The organism is Xanthomonas campestris pv. badrii, assembly GCF_012848175.1.
Lineage (GTDB): Bacteria > Pseudomonadota > Gammaproteobacteria > Xanthomonadales > Xanthomonadaceae > Xanthomonas > Xanthomonas campestris_C.
In genome coordinates this window covers 1,225,749-1,241,430 of the sequence record NZ_CP051651.1, presented here as the reverse complement: position 1 = coordinate 1,241,430, position 15,682 = coordinate 1,225,749, and the positions used below count along the sequence as shown (strand labels likewise).

Sequence of the window (15,682 nt, the reverse complement as noted above, 5' to 3'; positions counted from 1 at the left end):
CCCAATCCCCAATCCCAGCCCCCATGCACCTGGCCCTGTTCGACTTCGATCACACCGTCACCACCTGCGACACCTATGCGCGCTTCCTGCGCAAGGTGGCCACGCCCGCCCAGCTGGCCGCGGCAAAGTGGCAGGTCGGCCCGTGGGTGCTGGGCTATCGGCTGGGCGTGGTGTCCGCTGCCGCGCTGCGCGCGCGGGTCACGCGCATCGTGTTCAGTGGTCGCTCGCTGGACGAGATGGCCATGCATGGCGCCGATTACGCGCGCACTGCACTGCCGGGCGTGGTGCGTGCCCAGATGATGCAACGCATCGACTGGCATCAGGCGCAGGGGCATGACGTGGTGCTGGTGTCGGCGTCGGTGGATCTGTATCTGCAGCCGTGGTGCACGCAGCATGGGCTGTCGCTGATCTGCAACCGGCTCGAACACACCGGCGGCGTGCTGAGCGGGCGCTATGCCGATGGCGATTGCGGGCCGCACAAGGCCATGCAGATCCGCGCACGCTACGACCTGGGGCAGTACGCCTGCGTGCACGCCTATGGCGACAGCCGCGAAGACGGGCCGATGCTGGCACTGGCGCATCAGCGCTGGTATCGCGGCCATCGGCTGCACTGACACCGCAATGCCCGTCCCCACGCCCGACCTGGTCGAACGGCTCGACCGCCTGTTGCCACAGACCCAATGCGGCCAGTGCGGCTACGACGGCTGCCGCCCCTATGCGCAGGCAATGGCGGACGGTCACGCAGGGGTCGACCACTGCCCTCCCGGCGGCGATGCCGGTGCGCGTGCGCTGGCGCAACTGCTGGGCGTGCCCGCACGTCCCTACGATCGCAGCCGCGGGGCGCACAAGCCGGCGCAGGTGGCGTGGATCGTGGAGGCCGACTGCATCGGCTGCACCAAATGCATCCAGGCCTGTCCGGTGGATGCCATCGTCGGTGGCGCCAAGCACATGCATACGGTCATCGCACCGCTGTGCACCGGTTGCGAACTCTGTCTGCCGGCGTGCCCGGTGGATTGCATCGCACTGCATCCGCTGGGCTGATGGCCGCGCCAGGCCTGGCGGATTGACGATCGTCATGGGGTCCGCCACGCCGGCATCCCCTCGCTCTACCCACAGGCGGTCAGGAACGTCCTGACGCGCGATGGCGCATCCATGCTGCGGCCGTGCCCGTATGGGTAAGCACTCCCATCGAGGATGTGCCGATGCGCCCACTTGCCACTGCCGTTGCCACGATCGCCGCCTGCTGCCGGCCGATTCCGCCGCTGTTGTTGCTGGTGCTTGGCAGCCTGCCCATGGGTGCGGCGGCGGTGACGCGCGTGGACGGCGAGGTCTTCGATGCCGACAGCGGCGCATTGCGCTACCGCGAATCGCATTGGTTGCTCGATGACGGCGGGCGACTGGTGCTGTACCGCTGCCCCAATGGGCAGGCGTTTGCGCGCAAGCAGGTCGACGGTGGCGGCACGGCGCCCGATTTCAGCCTGACCGACGGGCGCGACGGGTATCGCGAAGGCGTGCGCCGGCGCGATGGCGTGCGCGAGATGTTCCAGCAACCGCCCGGCAAGCCTGAGCGCCGTGCCGCACTCCCGGCCGGCGACGACGAGCGCGTGATCGATGCCGGTTTCGATGCCTATCTGCGCGCCCACTGGGATGCCCTGGCCAGCGCGCCGAAACGGGTGGATTTCGTGCTGCCCAGCCTGCAGCGGCAGTTGGCGTTCCGCGTCGAACGCATCGCCGATGTTGCCGGCCAGCGCCGCTTCCGCATTTCGCTCGATGCCTGGTATGGCGCGGCGGTGCCCTCGCTGGAGGTGCGCTATTCCCTCGCCAGCAAACGCCTGCTGGAGTTCCGCGGCGTGGGCAACCTGCGCGATGTACAGGGGCGCTATCGGCGCGTGCGCATCGTGTTCCCGGACGCTGCACCAGGCGCCAGTACCGACGATGCCTTGCGTCAGGCGCGCGAGCAGCCGCTGACCGGCAGTTGCAGCGCGCCGTGATGCCGGCCCGCGCCACCTTCACGCCCGACCACGCGCCGTTGCGTACAACGGCCCGGGTCCCCCTTACGCGCACAGGAGCACCCGCATGGCAAAGGCCTACCTCTGGATCAACGCAGTGCTGTATGTCGCCCTGGCGATCTGGTGCACGCTCTCGCCGCTCAAGACCGCACACGCGGTGGGCTATACCCAGCTCTCGCCGGCCGGGCAATCCGAATATCTGGTCATCTATGGCGGCCTGCAGCTGGGCATGGCGTTCCTGTTCGGCTACTTCGCCTGGATCGATCAAGCGCGCACCGGCCTGCTGGTCGCACTCGCCTTCTACGTGCCCATCGTGCTGTTCCGCAGCGCGTCGCTGGCCAGGCTATGGCCGGTGTCCGCGCCCACGGCGGCGCTGGCCGGTGTGGAAATCGTCTTGCTGCTGGCCGCTGCGCTGCTATGGTGGCGTAAGTGAAGGACAGCACCGGCCCAGTCCGGTAGCATCGCGCTCACCTCTCCCAACGCCCGACCGCATGAGTGCCATCCCTGGCCACGACGACGATGAGACCGGACGCCTGCTGACCGCAACCGCGGGTGGCGACCGGCATGCCTTCGAAGCGCTGTACCGGCAGACATCGCCCAAACTGTTCGGCGTGTGCCTGCGCCTGATCCCTCAGCGCGCCGAAGCCGAGGAAGTGCTGCAGGACGTGTTTACGCTGATCTGGCACAAGGCCGGTCAATTCGACCCCAGCCGCGCCCGCGGGCTGACCTGGCTGGCGATGATCGCGCGCAACAAGGCCATCGACCATCTGCGCGCCAACGCACCGCAGCGCCGCAACGTGCCGCTGGACGATGCCGGCGAGCTGCGCGACCACGATGCGCTCCCCCTCGAGCGTACCGAACGCGCCAGTACACGCCGTCGCATCGACCATTGCCTGGCGGAGCTGGAGCCGCCGCGTAGCGAGCTGATTCGCACTGCGTTCTTCGAAGGCATCACCTACGAAGAACTCGCCGCACGCACCGATACACCCATCGGCACGGTCAAGAGCTGGATCCGCCGTGGCCTGGCCAAACTGAAGGCATGTCTGGAACGATGAGCACGCCCTTTCCCATCGACCAGGAACCACCGCGCGACGTGCTGGCCGGCGAGTACGTGCTGGGCCTGCTCAGCGCCGACAAACGTCTGGCGGCCGAGCAGCGCATTGCCACCGATGCCGCGTTCGCCCAGGCGGTGCTGCAGTGGCAGGAGCATCTGGCCCCGCTGCTGGAAGAGATCGCCGCGGTGACACCGCCGGACCAGGTCTGGGCACGCGTGCGCCAGACGCTGGGCTTCGACACACCGCTGCGCGCCGTTCCGGCGGCAGCGCCTACAGGCACCGGCACGCCGCCCGCCCCGCTCTGGAACAACGTGCGCTTCTGGCGCTGGGCCAGCGCCGCTGGCGTGGCCACTGCGGCGGTGTGCGTACTGGCGCTGTTGAACCTGCGCACCGCGCCCACGCAACCGCCGCGCGGCACCCCCGTCGTGCAGACGCCGGTCACCCCGCCTGCGGCGACCACACCGCCGGCGACCGGCATTGCGATGACCTCGACCCTGGCGACCGAAGACGGGCGTCCGGGCTATGTGGCGCTGATGGATGCCGACAAGCACACCATCACGGTGACGCCGCTGGACCGCACCGCCACCGCCGACAAGGTGCCCGAGCTGTGGCTGATCACGCCCGATGGCAAGGCGCATTCGATGGGCACCTTCGACGATCAGCGGGCACGCCGCGCACAGATTCCCGACCAGCTGATGCCCATGCTCAGCAACGAGGCGATCCTGGCAGTGACGCTGGAACCGCCGGGCGGTGCGCCAGGCGGCGTGGCAACCGGTACGGTGGTCGCCAAGGGCGGCATCAGCACGCTGGCGATGGCGCCCTGAGCCAGCAAGGCCACGGCTGCCTGCGATCCATGCGCAGGCAGCCGTATTCACAAGCAGCCTCATGCATGTCACCGATACTGCGCGCACAGATCGCAATGCGCGATGGTGCGTGCAGGCGCGCAGTTCTACGATTCCCATGCGACGCTGACCGCCACGACCTGGGCGGGCGTGCGGTCGACTGGGCAGGTGCATCTGTTTGCCGGCCGCTTGCGTACAGGGTCACGACTACACACGGAGATTGATGCGTGCCGAGTACCGGAATCGACCCTCACGCCGCCTCGCCCCGGCCCAGCCCCTCGCGTCGGCGTGGCGGGCTTGCCGGCCGTCTGGGCAGCCTGCGCCGCTGGGTGGATTCGCAGACCGATGAACCGCTGGACGAGGCGCGCGCCGACCGCATCGACTGGCTGCGCGCCCTGCCCTTCATCGCGCTGCACCTGGCCTGCCTGGCGGTGTTCTGGGTTGGCGCATCGTGGTTTGCGGTCGGCACCGCGCTGGCGCTGTATGCCTTGCGCATGTTCGCGCTCACCGGCTTCTACCACCGCTACTTTTCGCACCGCGCCTTCAAGACCTCGCGCGTGCTGCAGTTCGTGTTTGCCGCCATCGGCGCCACCTGCGTGCAACGCGGGCCGCTATGGTGGGCCGCGCATCACCGCAACCATCACCGGCATACCGATACCGGCCGCGATCCGCATTCGCCGGCCCAGCACGGCTTCTGGTGGAGCCACACCGGCTGGTTCCTGACCCCGCGCAATTTCCGCACCGACTGGGAGGTCATCCCGGACCTGCGTCGCTTTGCCGAGCTGCGCTTGCTCGACCGCTTCGACATCGTGATGCCGGTGCTGCTGGCCGTTGCCCTGTACCTGCTCGGCAGCTGGCTGGACACTGCCGCACCGGAGCTGCACACCACCGGTCCACAGCTGCTGGTGTGGGGGTTCGTGATATCCACCGTGGCACTGTTCCATGCCACCTTCACCATCAATTCGCTGGCGCACCGCTTCGGTAGCCGGCGCTTCGACACCCGCGACGACAGCCGCAACAACTGGCTGCTGGCGTTGCTCACCTTCGGCGAAGGCTGGCACAACAACCACCACTTCTATCCCGGTTCCGCACGCCAGGGCCTGCGCTGGTGGGAGTACGACGTAACCTGGTACGGGCTCACCGCACTGTCGTGGCTGGGCCTGGTCTGGGATCTCAAGCCGATGCCGGCGTCGCTGGTCAGCCGTGGCCAACGGGTGAGCCAATGAGCGAGCGCAGGATTGCCGTGGTCGGCAGCGGCATTGCCGGCCTGGGCGCAGCGTGGCTGCTGTCGCGCCGCTACGAGGTCACGCTGTTCGAAGCCGCCGATTACCTGGGCGGGCACACCCACACCCACGACATCCACCTGGACGGGCAGCGCTACGCGGTGGACAGCGGCTTCATCGTGTTCAATCGGCAGCACTACCCGCTGCTCACGCGCATGTTCGCCGAGCTCGACGTGGCCGCGCAGCCAACCACGATGAGCTTTTCGGTGCACGATGCGCGCAGTGGGCTCGAATACAACGCCGGCAGCTTGAACGGGCTGTTCTGCCAGCGCCGCAACCTGCTCAGCCCCCGTTTCTGGGGCATGCTGGCCGACCTGCGCCGTTTCTATCGGCAGGCGCCGGCGGTGCTGCATGGCGACGAGCGCTTCAGCACGCTGGGCGCGTATCTGCAGCGGCACGGCTATGGCGCGGCGTTCCGCGATCAGCATCTGGTGCCGATGGCGTCGGCGCTCTGGTCCTCGCCATCGCAGACCATTCTCGAATTTCCGATGGGCCAGTTGATCGGCTTCATGGCCAACCACCACATGCTGCAACTCAGCGGGCGGCCGCAGTGGCAGGTGGTGCGCGGCGGCTCCAACAGCTATGTGCGTGCGCTGCGGCGGCGCTGGCAGGTGCTGGAGCGGCTGTCCACGCCAGTGCATGGCATCGGCCGTACGCCCGATGGCGTGGTGGTGAGCTCGCTGCGTGGGCAGGAACAGTTCGACGAGGTGGTGCTGGCCTGCCACGCCGACGATGCGCTGGCATTGCTCAGCGATGCCTCCGAGGCCGAACAGCAGATCCTGGGCGGCATCACCTACCAGAACAACGACACCGTGCTGCACACCGATGCGCGCATCCTGCCGCGCGACCGGCGTGCCTGGGCTGCCTGGAACGCGCACGTGCCGGCCGACCCGCAAGCGCCCTGCACGGTGAGCTACTGGATGAACGCGCTGCAGTCCATCGACGCACCGCAACCCTTCATCGTCTCCCTCAACCGCGACCACGACATCGACCCGGCCAGGGTGCTGCGGCGCATGCGCTACCGGCATCCGGTGCAGAACGCCGCCGCGCTGGCGGCGCAGGCCCGCAAGGCCGAGATTCAGGGCAGGCAGCACACCTGGTTCGCTGGCGCTGCATGGGGCTTCGGTTTTCACGAAGACGGCCTGCGCAGCGGTGTCGATGTCGCCCACCAGTTGGGAGTGAGCTGGTGATGCAGCTGCTGCGCGAAGCCAGCACCGATGCCGTGCCGCTGCCTCCCGGGCAGGACAGCGGTGCCGGCAGCGTGGCCGGTGGCTTGCGCAGCGCGGTCTACACCGGATGGGTGCGGCATCGCCGCTTCGCGCCCAGACCGCTGGATTTCCGCTACCGGCTGTTCCTGCTGTATCTGGATCTGTCCGAGCTCGATCAGGTCTTCGCGGGCCGCTGGCTGTGGTCGGTGGGGCGCGCCAACCTGGCGCAGTTCCGCCGCAGCGATTACCTGGGCGACCCGGCCATTCCGCTGGATGAGGCGGTGCGCGAGTGCGTGCAGGCGCATACCGGGCAGCGGCCGGACGGTGCGATCCGGCTGCTGACGCATCTGCGCTACTTCGGCCATGTGTTCAACCCGGTGAGCTTTTACTACTGCTTCGACCGGCATGACGGCCTGCGCTGGATCGTGGCTGAAATCACCAATACGCCGTGGCAGCAACGCCACGTCTATGTGCTGCCGGTGGCGCAGGCGCGCACGCATCGCGATGTGCATGCCTGGCGGTTCGACAAGCGCTTCCACGTCTCGCCGTTCATGGGCATGCAGCATCAATACGACTGGCGCTTCAGCGTGCCGGCGGCGCAACTGCGTGTGCATATGGATGTGCTGGACGCCAACGACGCCGCCGCCGAGCGCGCGATCGACAACAGCGGCACGCGGCGCTTCGATGCCACGCTGGTCCTGCAACGTCAGCCACTGATCGCGCGCACCCTGGCGCGCACCTTGCTCGCCTATCCCTTGATGACCGTGCAGGTGGTGATCGCCATCCACTGGCAGGCCTTGCGCCTGTGGCTGCGCGGCAACCCTGTGCATGACCACCCCCACCCGCCTGTGCGAGATCGCCGATGAACGCCACGTCCCTGCCCGATACTGCTGCGCCACGCGCGGCTTCCTGGACGGACCGCCTGCTGCGCAAGCGCCTGTTGGCCACGCTGGGCGAGCTGCGCGACGGGCAATTGCAGCTGCACGACGCCGACGGCATCACCACGCTGGGTACTGCCAGCGGCACGGACGCCTTGCAGGTGCAGCTGCACGTGACCGATCCCGGCTTCTATCGCCAGGCCGCGCTCAATGGCAGCGTGGGTGCCGGCGAGTCGTACATGGACGGGCAATGGCAATGCGACGATCTGGTCGGGCTGATGCGCGTGCTGCTGCGCAACCGCGGCCGCCTGGATGCGATGGAAACCGGTACCGCGCGCCTCGGCGGCTGGGCCATGCGCGGCATGCATGCGCTGGCCCGCAATACCCGCAGCGGCAGCCGGCGCAACATCGCCGCGCACTACGATCTGGGCAACCCGCTGTTCACATTATTCCTGGACGCCAACCTGATGTACTCGTCGGCGATCTTCGTCGATGGCGAAGAAGCGCAAGGCGAAGCGGCGCTGGAGCGTGCAGCCACGCGCAAGCTCGAACGCATCTGCCAGAAACTGCGCCTGGGTCCGCAGCACCACGTGGTCGAGATCGGCACCGGCTGGGGCGGTTTTGCACTGCATGCGGCGCGCGAACACGGCTGCCGCGTCACCACCACCACGATTTCGCGCGAGCAGTTCGATCTGGCGAACCAGCGCATCGCCGATGCCGGCCTGAGCGATAAGGTCACCGTGTTGTTGCGCGACTACCGCGACCTGCAGGGCCGCTTCGATCGCGTGGTGTCGATCGAGATGATCGAGGCGATCGGCCACCAGTATCTGGATACCTATTTCGCCAAGGTCGGCAGCCTGCTCGCCGACGATGGCGAGGCGCTGATCCAGGCCATCACCATCGAGGACCACCGCTACAAGCAGGCGCTGCAGTCGGTGGATTTCATCAAGCGGCATATCTTCCCCGGCAGCTTCATTCCCTCGGTTGCGGCGATGACCGGCGCGGTGGCGCGCGCCAGCGATCTGCGCCTGTTCCACCTGGAGGACATCGGCCCGAGTTATGCGTTGACCCTGCGTGCATGGCGGCACCGCTTCATGGCGCAGCTGCCGCAGGTGCGCGCACTGGGCTACGACGAGCGCTTCATCCGCATGTGGGAGTTCTACCTGGCCTATTGCGAAGCCGGTTTTCTGGAACGTTCGATCGGCGATGTGCATCTATGGCTGAGCAAGCCCGCCGCGCGCCCACCGCAGTTCGTGCCCGGTCTTGCGTGAGGCATGAAGCAGCTCGGCAACTATCTCGGCTTGCAGGTGCTGTGGGTGGTGGCGGTGGCCGCCGCTGCGCACGGGCGGGTGTGGCCAACGCTGCTGGTCCTGGCGCTGTTTGCGCTGTATCAACTGTGGCCCTCGCGGCGCGCGGTGGGCGATGTGCGGTTGCTGATCGCCGCGTTGGCACTGGGTTTGCTGCTCGATACCACGCTGGCGGCCGGCGGTTGGGTGCGCTACGCCACGCCATGGCCGGGTAGCGTGCTGGCGCCGGCATGGATTCTGGCGTTGTGGCTGGGCTTTGCGCTCACGCTCAACCATTCGCTGCGCAGCGTGATGCAACGCCCGTGGCTGGCGGCGTTGCTGGGTGCCTTCTTCGGCCCGTTTTCGTACTGGCTGGCGCAGCGCAGCTGGCATGCAGTGGAACTGCTGCCGCCGTTGCTGCATGCGGCCCTGGCCGTCGGCATCGGCTGGGGCGTGGCCTGCGGCGTGTTGTCGCTGTATGCACGCCGTCTGGCGCGACCATGGCCGCACGACACGACCGGAGAACTGCAATGACGGTGTGGCCGCTGCTGCATGTGGGCGTATTCGCAAGTGCGGTGATGCTGCTGGGCTGGCTATGGCAGCGCCGCAGCGGCAATGCCGGCCCGGTCGACGTGCTGTGGGCCGCCTGCCTGGCGGTGGCAGCGCCGTATTGCGCGTGGATGTCCGACGGTGCGTTGCTGCCGCGCGTGTTGGTGGCGGTGCTTGGCGGTCTGTGGGGCGCGCGTCTGGCCTGGCATCTGGGCGTGCGCGTGTTCGGCGACCCGCACGAGGACGGCCGTTATCGCGCCCTGCGCGAGCATTGGAATGGCGACCAGCGCAAGTTCCTCGGCTTCTTCCTGGCCCAGGCGGTGGTGGTGGTGCTGTTTGCGGTGCCGTTCCTGGCTGCGGCCAGCAACCCGAACCCGGCATGGAGCCTGTGGAGCACGTTGGCGGTCGTGGTGTGGCTGATGGCGGTCGGTGGCGAGGCACTGGCCGACCGGCAACTGTCTGCGCACAAGGCCGACCCGGCCAATCGCGGCAAGACCTGTCGCAAGGGACTGTGGCGGTATTCGCGCCATCCCAATTATTTCTTCGAGTTCGTGCACTGGTTCGCCTATCTGGCCCTGGCGGTCGGCGCCGGGCCATGGCCGGTGGCGCTGTGCGCGCTCGGGCCAGTGGTGATGTTCGTGTTTCTGTATCGCTTCACCGGTATTCCCTACACCGAGCAGCAGGCACTGCGCTCGCGTGGCGAGGACTACGCGCAGTACCAACGCACCACCAGCGCGTTCTTCCCGCTTCCCCCTTCGTCCTGAGTTGTCTGGAGAGTTGCATGTCCACTGTCACCGCCCCGCCCTCCTCGCTCCCGGACGAAGCGTTCGCCACACGCCTGGCCGAGTCCGGCGTGCTGCCCGACGCTGCCCTGCGTTATGGCATCCGCCGTCTGTGCGCGCAGCGCCTGCGCGATGAGCGCGGCGACGACGCCGATGCCAACGGCGAGCGCCAACGCGCCTTCATCGACAGCCTGCGCGCCAGCGCGATTGCGATCGAAACCGATGCGGCCAACCGCCAGCACTACGAATTGCCGCCGCAATTCTTCACCTTGTGCCTGGGCAAGCGGCTGAAGTACAGCAGCTGCTACTGGGACGCCAGCACACCGGACCTGGACGCGGCCGAAGAACGCATGCTGGCGCTGTACGGGCAACGCGCCGAGCTGGCCGATGGTCAGCGCATTCTTGAGCTTGGCTGCGGCTGGGGCTCGCTGACCCTGTGGATGGCCGAGCGTTACCCCAACGTGAGTATTACCGCGGTGTCCAATTCGCGCCCGCAGCGCGCGCATATCCTGGAGCAATGCCGTCTGCGCGGGCTGGGCAACGTGCAGGTCATCACCGCCGACGTCAACGCGCTGGTGCTGCCGCCAGATAATTTCGACCGCGTGGTGTCGGTGGAGATGTTCGAGCACATGCGCAACTACCGCGACCTGCTCGCGCGCGTGGGCAGCTGGCTGGCGCCGGGCGGCAAGTTGTTCGTGCACATCTTCTGCCACCGCGATCTGGCCTATCCGTTCGAGGTGGCCGGCGAAGACAACTGGATGGGCCGGCATTTCTTCACTGGCGGGCTGATGCCGGCGGCGGACACCTTGCTGCATTTCCAGCAGGACGTGGTCATTGAACAGCGCTGGGTCCTGTCGGGCCAGCATTACGAGAAGACCGCCAATGCCTGGCTGGACAACCAGGACCGCCACCGCGCGCAGATCATGCCGCTGTTGCAGCAGACCTATGGCGAGGATGCACAGCGCTGGTGGCACCGCTGGCGCATGTTCTGGCTGGCGTGCGCAGAGCTGTTCGGCTACGACCAGGGCCGCGAATGGGGCGTGGCGCACTACCGCTTCGTCAAGCGCTGATCGCCTGGCGCAGGCACGCCCATCCCGGAGTGGTGGCTGCAGGTCGCGTGGCTGGTTTACGCCTCTCACGACGCACTGGCTGATACCGCCATGCGTCGGCGGACAGCTGGCCGTCGCGCGTGATCCTGCGCATGTACGTTGGAGGCAGAGCGCGCGAAAGCGTGGCCACAAAGGCACACGCACGCCGCCCGCGAGCGGCTGACGAAGCGCCGTGGCAACGATCAGCCAATCCACAGCACCCGCAACCCGCAGCGACAGGTGGCACCCGCGAATTCAACCACCGGGCACCGCCTGCCTGATCGCAACGTTTACGCTGCGATCGCCTTACTGGCGCCGGGATCAGCCTGCCGCTGCAGTAATCACGATCTCCACTTTCCATTCCGGCCGCGCCAACTTTGCCTCGACCGTGGCACGCGCCGGGGTGAAGCCATGCGGCACCCACTCGTCCCAGGCGGCATTCATGCCGTCGAAGTCGGCGATGTCGGCCAGATAGATCTCCGCGCGCAGGATCTTGGTCTTGTCGCTGGCCGCCAGCGCAAGCAATTTGTCGATCTCGCCCAGCACCTGGCGGGTCTGGCCGGTGATGTCTTCGCTGGTGTCCTCGGCAATCTGGCCGGCCAGGTAACACACACCGCCATGGACGGTCATCTCGGACATACGCGGGCCCGCATCGAATCGCTGCAGCATTTCTGACTTCCTACGGTTGGTTGACCCCATCATTGTCCCGCGAATGCGCCAGGCGTGCAGCCCCATCCCGCACCGCGCGCCTCAGCCATAGCCCGACCCGCACCATCCAGACCACGATCAGCACGATGGCGATCTTCTGGCTGATGCCCAGCGGCGCGCGGGTGACCGTGACATGGAACAGCAAGGCCGCAAACGCCGCCCAGCCCAGCGCGAACGCGCTGACAAAATGCGCCCGCCATGCCGGATCGCGGCGGAAATACCACGATTGCAGCAAGACCGCCGCGATCACGCACAGGAAGGTGGCATCGGCCGACAGCACGTGCACCATCGGTGCCGCATCCGGCGCCAGCTGCGGCATCCAGCTGTCGCCGATCGACACCGCACTCAGGCCAAGCGCCGCACACCAGAACAGGCAAAGTACCGTGCGGCTGCGTGCCACCGGTGCCAGCGCCGCGTAGATGCCCGCCGCCAGCCATGCCATCGCGGTCGCCAGCAGGCAGTACGCGGTGCGCAGCAGCAGGCCGTAGGATCCATGCAGATAGGCGCTCAGTTGCGCATCGACCCAGCAGAGGTCGTCGCGTCGCCATTGCAACAGCACCACCAGGCCGATGAAGGCGATGCCGGCGCCGGCGGCAAGCGCACCGGCCTGGCCGCTCCAGCGCGGCGGCGGAGAGGGAGACGGTGACATGGCCACCACGGGCGCGCGAAGGTCCGGAGTGTGCATCAGTAGCCTGTCTGCCTTCCAACTGTGTTGCAGTGCATCTGCGCCCCCTGCGGCACCTGCGCGTGCCTTTGCCCTATGATGCGCGCGGCCGGCCCGTGCCGACAGGTGTCGGCCTGCCCGCACCGGGCGTTCACCCCGTTTCGGCACTGACGCGATCACGCTGCATGCTTGTCCAACTGTCCGGCCCATGCAGACCCAGCGCGCCCGCGGCACGCCTCGTGCATGCGTCCTCCTTCCCTCTTATGCAGACACCGTTGCCCCCATGACGGATACCCCCGTGTCTTCCGAAGCGCCGGCCAGCGGTTGGCGTCGCGCCCTGCCGGTCCTGATCAGCCTGGCGATCCTGGCGATGGCGCTGCACGCGTTGTCGGCACAGTTCACCGACCATGGCTATCGCCAGATCCGTCAGGCGTTCCGTGCGCTGGGTGCGGGCCAGATCGCACTGACGTTGTTGCTGGGCTTGAGCAGCTATGCCTGCCTGGTGGGCTTCGACTGGGTGGGGCTCAAGCGCACCGGCAGACGGCTGCATCCGGCGCGGGTGGGCATCACCGCATTCATGGCGCATGCGGTGGGCCAGACCCTGGGCTTTGCCGCACTCACCGGCGGCGCCGTGCGCCTGCGTGGTTATGGCAGCGTGGGGCTGACCCTGGCAGAGATCGGCCAGGTGGTGCTGATGAGCACGCTTGGCTTCATCTTCGGGGCCTGGGTGCTGCTGGGGCTGGCGCTGATGCTGGAACCGGAAGCGGCCGCGCGCGCCCTGCCGATCACCGCGCAAGGCATCCGTATTGCCGGCATCGTCCTGCTGGCCAGCTACGTGGCCATGCTGGTGCTGGTCGGCAGGCAGGGCCGCGAGTTCGGCCTGCGCAGCCATCGCTTCTGGCTACCGGATCGCAACACCGTGCTCGGGGTCACCGCGCTCAGCCTGGTCGAACTGGGCCTGGCCGCGGCCGCGTTCTACGTGCTGCTGCCGCCGGATCCGGGTACCGGCTATTTCGGTTTCATCGGCATCTGGCTGGTGGCCGTGGTGGCCGGCCTGATCTCCACCGTGCCGGCCGGCCTGGGCGTGTTCGAGTGGAGCCTGCTCAAGCTGCTGCCGCATGTCACCCCCGCGGCCGTGCTGGCCGCAGCGCTGGCCTACCGCGTCACCTATTACATCGTGCCGTTGCTGATTTCGGTCGCCATGGCGGCGGCCTCGGGGCTGGGCGCGCCGGTCCGCGCCAGCGCCAGCACCGCCCGCACGGTATGGAAGGCGCTGCGTCCGTGGTTGCCGCAGATCCTGGCGCTGGCGGTATTCGCGGTGGGTGCGGCGCTGATGATCGACGGCACCCTGCCGACCCCGCGCGCGCGCCAGGAAGTGGCGCCGCTGCCGCTGATCGAAACCTCGCATCTGCTGGTCAGCCTGGGCGGCATGCTGTTGCTGCTGATCGGCCAGGGGCTGCAACGGCGGAGTCATGCTGCCTGGATGCTGGCGCTGGGCGTGTGCATCCTGTTGCCGCCGCTGTCACTGCTGCGCGGCAGCCACATTTCGATATCGCTGTCGGCGGCGCTGGCAGCGCTGGCGCTGTGGGCGGCGCGGCGCGAGTTCTACCGCCAGGGCGCGCTCCTGGACGAAGCCTGGTCGTGGCGCTGGCTGAGCAACCTGGGCCTGGTGCTGGTGGCCACCTTCTGGCTGTTGTTCTTCGTCTACAGCCATGTCGAATACAGCAATGATTTGTGGTGGGAGTTCGCCACCTCGGCCAATGCACCGCGTGCGCTGCGCGCGGCGCTGATCCTGTGCGTGGGCGTGATCATGTTCGGCATGGCGCGCCTGCTGCGCGGCGGGCGGCGGCCGATGCCGGCGGCCGATGCGCGGGCCCTGCAGACGCTGGCACCGATCCTGGAGACCAGCACCGACACCCAGGCCTGCCTGGCACTGACCGGCGACAAGGCGTTCCTGTTCGACGAGGGTAGCCGTGGCTTTGTGATGATGCAGCGCTACGGCGGCTCGCTGATCTCGATGGGCGACCCGGTGGGTCCGCCGGAGGTGGCGCGTGCGCTGATCTGGCGCTTTCGCGAGGAAGCCGACCACATGGGCCTGCGCCCTGTGTTCTACCAGGTGGGCGAAAAATACTGGCAGACCTATCTGGACATGGGCATGACCCTGGTCAAGCTGGGTGAAGAGGCGATCGTGCCGCTGGAGAACTTCACCCTGGAAGGCCGCGACCGTGCCGACCTGCGCCAGGCCTGGAACCGCGGCAAGCGCAGCGGCCTGGGCTTCCGCATGCTGCAGCCCGAGCAGGTGGATGCGGTGTTGCCGCGCCTGTCCGAGGTGTCGGAGCAGTGGCTGGAAGAAAAATCCGGCGAAGAAAAAGGCTTCTCGCTCGGCAGCTTCGATGCGGACTACCTGCGCCGTTTCCCGGTCGCCGTGGCCGAGGCGGAAGGCCGGATCGTGGCCTTCGCCAACGTGTGGTGGGCGCCGGCCGGCGGCGAGTTGTCGGTGGACCTGATGCGGCACAGCACCGAGGCGCCGAAGGGCACGATGGACTTTTTGTTCATCGAGTTGTTCCTGTGGGGCCAGGCCAACGGCTACACGCGTTTCTCGCTGGGCATGGCACCGCTGTCCGGGTTGGCCGAGCACCGCCTGGCCGGCCGCTGGAACCGCTTCGCCAGCCTGGTGGCGCGCCACGGCGAGCGCTTCTACGGCTTCAGCGGGCTACGCCGCTTCAAGTCGAAGTTCGCCCCGACCTGGCGCCCGCGCTACCTGGTGGCGCCCGGCGGCATGCATCTGCCGGCCGCACTGCTGGATGTCACCCGCCTGATCTCGCTGGACCCAGGTCGGCAGGAGTAAGGCCGCGCGATACCCGCGGCTTTACGCGAATGCTTCGGTCTGCTGCGGGCGCTTGCACGTGTGCCTGAAGGCATTGCTTGCCGATCAGCGGCCGCACACCGTGGAAAGCGCGGTGCCGCGTGCGGGGGCGGGACCGTGTGGCGGCATGGATGCCGCCACCGAGCCTCCACGGATGGATTGACGGCGTGTCCCGCCACCGGATGCGGCGCCGCGCTGCCGACCGACCCCGCACACCGATCAACCTTGTGCACGACATCCGGACTTCCACGCGAATGCCTTGGTCCGCTGCGGGCGCTTGCACGCGTACCGGCGTGGGACACGTCGCCAGTACGTCCATGTAGGCTCTGGCGCGGCATCCATGCCGCTCAAGGTCCCACACCGGCACGCGCGCAAGCACCACCGGTTGGTGTCGGTCGTGCAAAGAAATGCCTAGAGCTTCCCAGGCTGGACGCAGGCCGGGCCGAACGGCGACGACCTGGTTG

At 67.8% G+C, this 15,682-nt stretch carries 16 protein-coding genes; 14 read left to right on the top strand and 2 right to left on the bottom strand.

What is annotated here, in order from left to right:
- The first annotated feature begins 23 nt into the window (after window positions 1–23).
- The 13 genes from HG421_RS05365 to HG421_RS05305 all read left to right on the top strand — a co-directional run bounded on the left by HG421_RS05365 (window position 24) and on the right by HG421_RS05305 (window position 10,962).
- Window positions 24–614: an HAD family hydrolase gene (locus tag HG421_RS05365; RefSeq protein WP_169705533.1), complete on the top strand. Its 591-nt coding sequence runs from the start codon at window positions 24–26 to the stop codon at window positions 612–614.
- Between the two features lie 7 nt (window positions 615–621).
- The gene (gene rnfB / locus HG421_RS05360) at window positions 622–1,041 is read left to right on the top strand and encodes an Rnf electron transport complex subunit RnfB (RefSeq protein WP_248279468.1); all 420 of its coding nucleotides are present in this window, start codon (window positions 622–624) and stop codon (window positions 1,039–1,041) included.
- Between the two features lie 161 nt (window positions 1,042–1,202).
- Entirely contained in the window at window positions 1,203–1,991 is a 789-nt protein-coding gene (locus HG421_RS05355) for a hypothetical protein (protein ID WP_169705531.1), read from the top strand.
- Between the two features lie 85 nt (window positions 1,992–2,076).
- Window positions 2,077–2,442, top strand: a complete 366-nt coding sequence (locus tag HG421_RS05350; RefSeq protein WP_169705530.1) for a DUF4345 domain-containing protein — start codon at window positions 2,077–2,079, stop codon at window positions 2,440–2,442.
- 58 nt (window positions 2,443–2,500) lie between these two features.
- Complete coding sequence (locus HG421_RS05345; RefSeq protein ID WP_169705529.1) at window positions 2,501–3,064, top strand: sigma-70 family RNA polymerase sigma factor; 564 nt, start codon at window positions 2,501–2,503, stop codon at window positions 3,062–3,064.
- Window positions 3,061–3,888 (top strand): anti-sigma factor, encoded by an 828-nt coding sequence (locus HG421_RS05340; protein ID WP_169705528.1) that lies wholly within the window; start codon window positions 3,061–3,063, stop codon window positions 3,886–3,888. The genes HG421_RS05345 and HG421_RS05340 overlap by 4 nt, the downstream gene beginning before the upstream one ends.
- 245 nt (window positions 3,889–4,133) lie before the next feature.
- Complete coding sequence (locus HG421_RS05335; RefSeq protein WP_169705527.1) at window positions 4,134–5,132, top strand: acyl-CoA desaturase; 999 nt, start codon at window positions 4,134–4,136, stop codon at window positions 5,130–5,132.
- A complete protein-coding gene (locus HG421_RS05330; RefSeq protein ID WP_169705526.1) occupies window positions 5,129–6,379 on the top strand; it encodes an NAD(P)/FAD-dependent oxidoreductase in 1,251 nt (416 codons plus the stop codon). Before HG421_RS05335 ends, HG421_RS05330 begins: the two co-directional genes overlap by 4 nt.
- Window positions 6,379–7,263, top strand: a complete 885-nt coding sequence (locus tag HG421_RS05325; RefSeq protein WP_169708095.1) for a DUF1365 domain-containing protein — start codon at window positions 6,379–6,381, stop codon at window positions 7,261–7,263. The genes HG421_RS05330 and HG421_RS05325 overlap by 1 nt, the downstream gene beginning before the upstream one ends.
- Complete coding sequence (locus HG421_RS05320; protein WP_169705525.1) at window positions 7,260–8,546, top strand: SAM-dependent methyltransferase; 1,287 nt, start codon at window positions 7,260–7,262, stop codon at window positions 8,544–8,546. Before HG421_RS05325 ends, HG421_RS05320 begins: the two co-directional genes overlap by 4 nt.
- Before the next feature lie 3 nt (window positions 8,547–8,549).
- Window positions 8,550–9,095, top strand: coding sequence for a DUF2878 domain-containing protein (locus tag HG421_RS05315; protein WP_169705524.1), 546 nt, complete (start codon window positions 8,550–8,552; stop codon window positions 9,093–9,095).
- Window positions 9,092–9,874, top strand: coding sequence for a DUF1295 domain-containing protein (locus HG421_RS05310; RefSeq protein ID WP_169705523.1), 783 nt, complete (start codon window positions 9,092–9,094; stop codon window positions 9,872–9,874). The genes HG421_RS05315 and HG421_RS05310 overlap by 4 nt, the downstream gene beginning before the upstream one ends.
- 17 nt (window positions 9,875–9,891) lie before the next feature.
- Window positions 9,892–10,962 (top strand): SAM-dependent methyltransferase, encoded by a 1,071-nt coding sequence (locus tag HG421_RS05305; RefSeq protein ID WP_169705522.1) that lies wholly within the window; start codon window positions 9,892–9,894, stop codon window positions 10,960–10,962.
- Between the two features lie 339 nt (window positions 10,963–11,301).
- Here the strand turns inward: HG421_RS05305 and HG421_RS05300 are convergent, their stop codons facing one another.
- Window positions 11,302–11,649 (bottom strand): RidA family protein, encoded by a 348-nt coding sequence (locus HG421_RS05300; RefSeq protein WP_064509159.1) that lies wholly within the window; start codon window positions 11,647–11,649, stop codon window positions 11,302–11,304.
- Window positions 11,650–11,659: 10 nt separating this feature from the next.
- Window positions 11,660–12,337 (bottom strand): DUF998 domain-containing protein, encoded by a 678-nt coding sequence (locus HG421_RS05295; RefSeq protein ID WP_211161784.1) that lies wholly within the window; start codon window positions 12,335–12,337, stop codon window positions 11,660–11,662.
- 298 nt (window positions 12,338–12,635) lie between these two features.
- On the opposite strand from HG421_RS05295, the gene mprF reads away from it, so the two are divergent.
- The gene (gene mprF, locus HG421_RS05290) at window positions 12,636–15,200 is read left to right on the top strand and encodes a bifunctional lysylphosphatidylglycerol flippase/synthetase MprF (protein ID WP_169705520.1); all 2,565 of its coding nucleotides are present in this window, start codon (window positions 12,636–12,638) and stop codon (window positions 15,198–15,200) included.
- The last annotated feature ends 482 nt before the right edge of the window (window positions 15,201–15,682 follow it).

What these genes read in the sequence shown, in the direction of transcription:
- rnfB (WP_248279468.1), top strand. Translation starts at nt 622, where the DNA reads ATGCCCGTCCCCACGCCCGACCTGGTCGAACGGCTCGACCGCCTGTTG.
- HG421_RS05300 (WP_064509159.1), bottom strand. Translation starts at nt 11,649, where the DNA reads ATGCTGCAGCGATTCGATGCGGGCCCGCGTATGTCCGAGATGACCGTC.
- HG421_RS05305 (WP_169705522.1), top strand. Translation starts at nt 9,892, where the DNA reads ATGTCCACTGTCACCGCCCCGCCCTCCTCGCTCCCGGACGAAGCGTTC.
- HG421_RS05315 (WP_169705524.1), top strand. Translation starts at nt 8,550, where the DNA reads ATGAAGCAGCTCGGCAACTATCTCGGCTTGCAGGTGCTGTGGGTGGTG.
- HG421_RS05320 (WP_169705525.1), top strand. Translation starts at nt 7,260, where the DNA reads ATGAACGCCACGTCCCTGCCCGATACTGCTGCGCCACGCGCGGCTTCC.
- HG421_RS05310 (WP_169705523.1), top strand. Translation starts at nt 9,092, where the DNA reads ATGACGGTGTGGCCGCTGCTGCATGTGGGCGTATTCGCAAGTGCGGTG.
- HG421_RS05325 (WP_169708095.1), top strand. Translation starts at nt 6,379, where the DNA reads ATGCAGCTGCTGCGCGAAGCCAGCACCGATGCCGTGCCGCTGCCTCCC.
- HG421_RS05330 (WP_169705526.1), top strand. Translation starts at nt 5,129, where the DNA reads ATGAGCGAGCGCAGGATTGCCGTGGTCGGCAGCGGCATTGCCGGCCTG.
- HG421_RS05340 (WP_169705528.1), top strand. Translation starts at nt 3,061, where the DNA reads ATGAGCACGCCCTTTCCCATCGACCAGGAACCACCGCGCGACGTGCTG.
- HG421_RS05350 (WP_169705530.1), top strand. Translation starts at nt 2,077, where the DNA reads ATGGCAAAGGCCTACCTCTGGATCAACGCAGTGCTGTATGTCGCCCTG.
- HG421_RS05345 (WP_169705529.1), top strand. Translation starts at nt 2,501, where the DNA reads ATGAGTGCCATCCCTGGCCACGACGACGATGAGACCGGACGCCTGCTG.
- HG421_RS05365 (WP_169705533.1), top strand. Translation starts at nt 24, where the DNA reads ATGCACCTGGCCCTGTTCGACTTCGATCACACCGTCACCACCTGCGAC.
- mprF (WP_169705520.1), top strand. Translation starts at nt 12,636, where the DNA reads ATGACGGATACCCCCGTGTCTTCCGAAGCGCCGGCCAGCGGTTGGCGT.
- HG421_RS05355 (WP_169705531.1), top strand. Translation starts at nt 1,203, where the DNA reads ATGCGCCCACTTGCCACTGCCGTTGCCACGATCGCCGCCTGCTGCCGG.
- HG421_RS05295 (WP_211161784.1), bottom strand. Translation starts at nt 12,337, where the DNA reads ATGTCACCGTCTCCCTCTCCGCCGCCGCGCTGGAGCGGCCAGGCCGGT.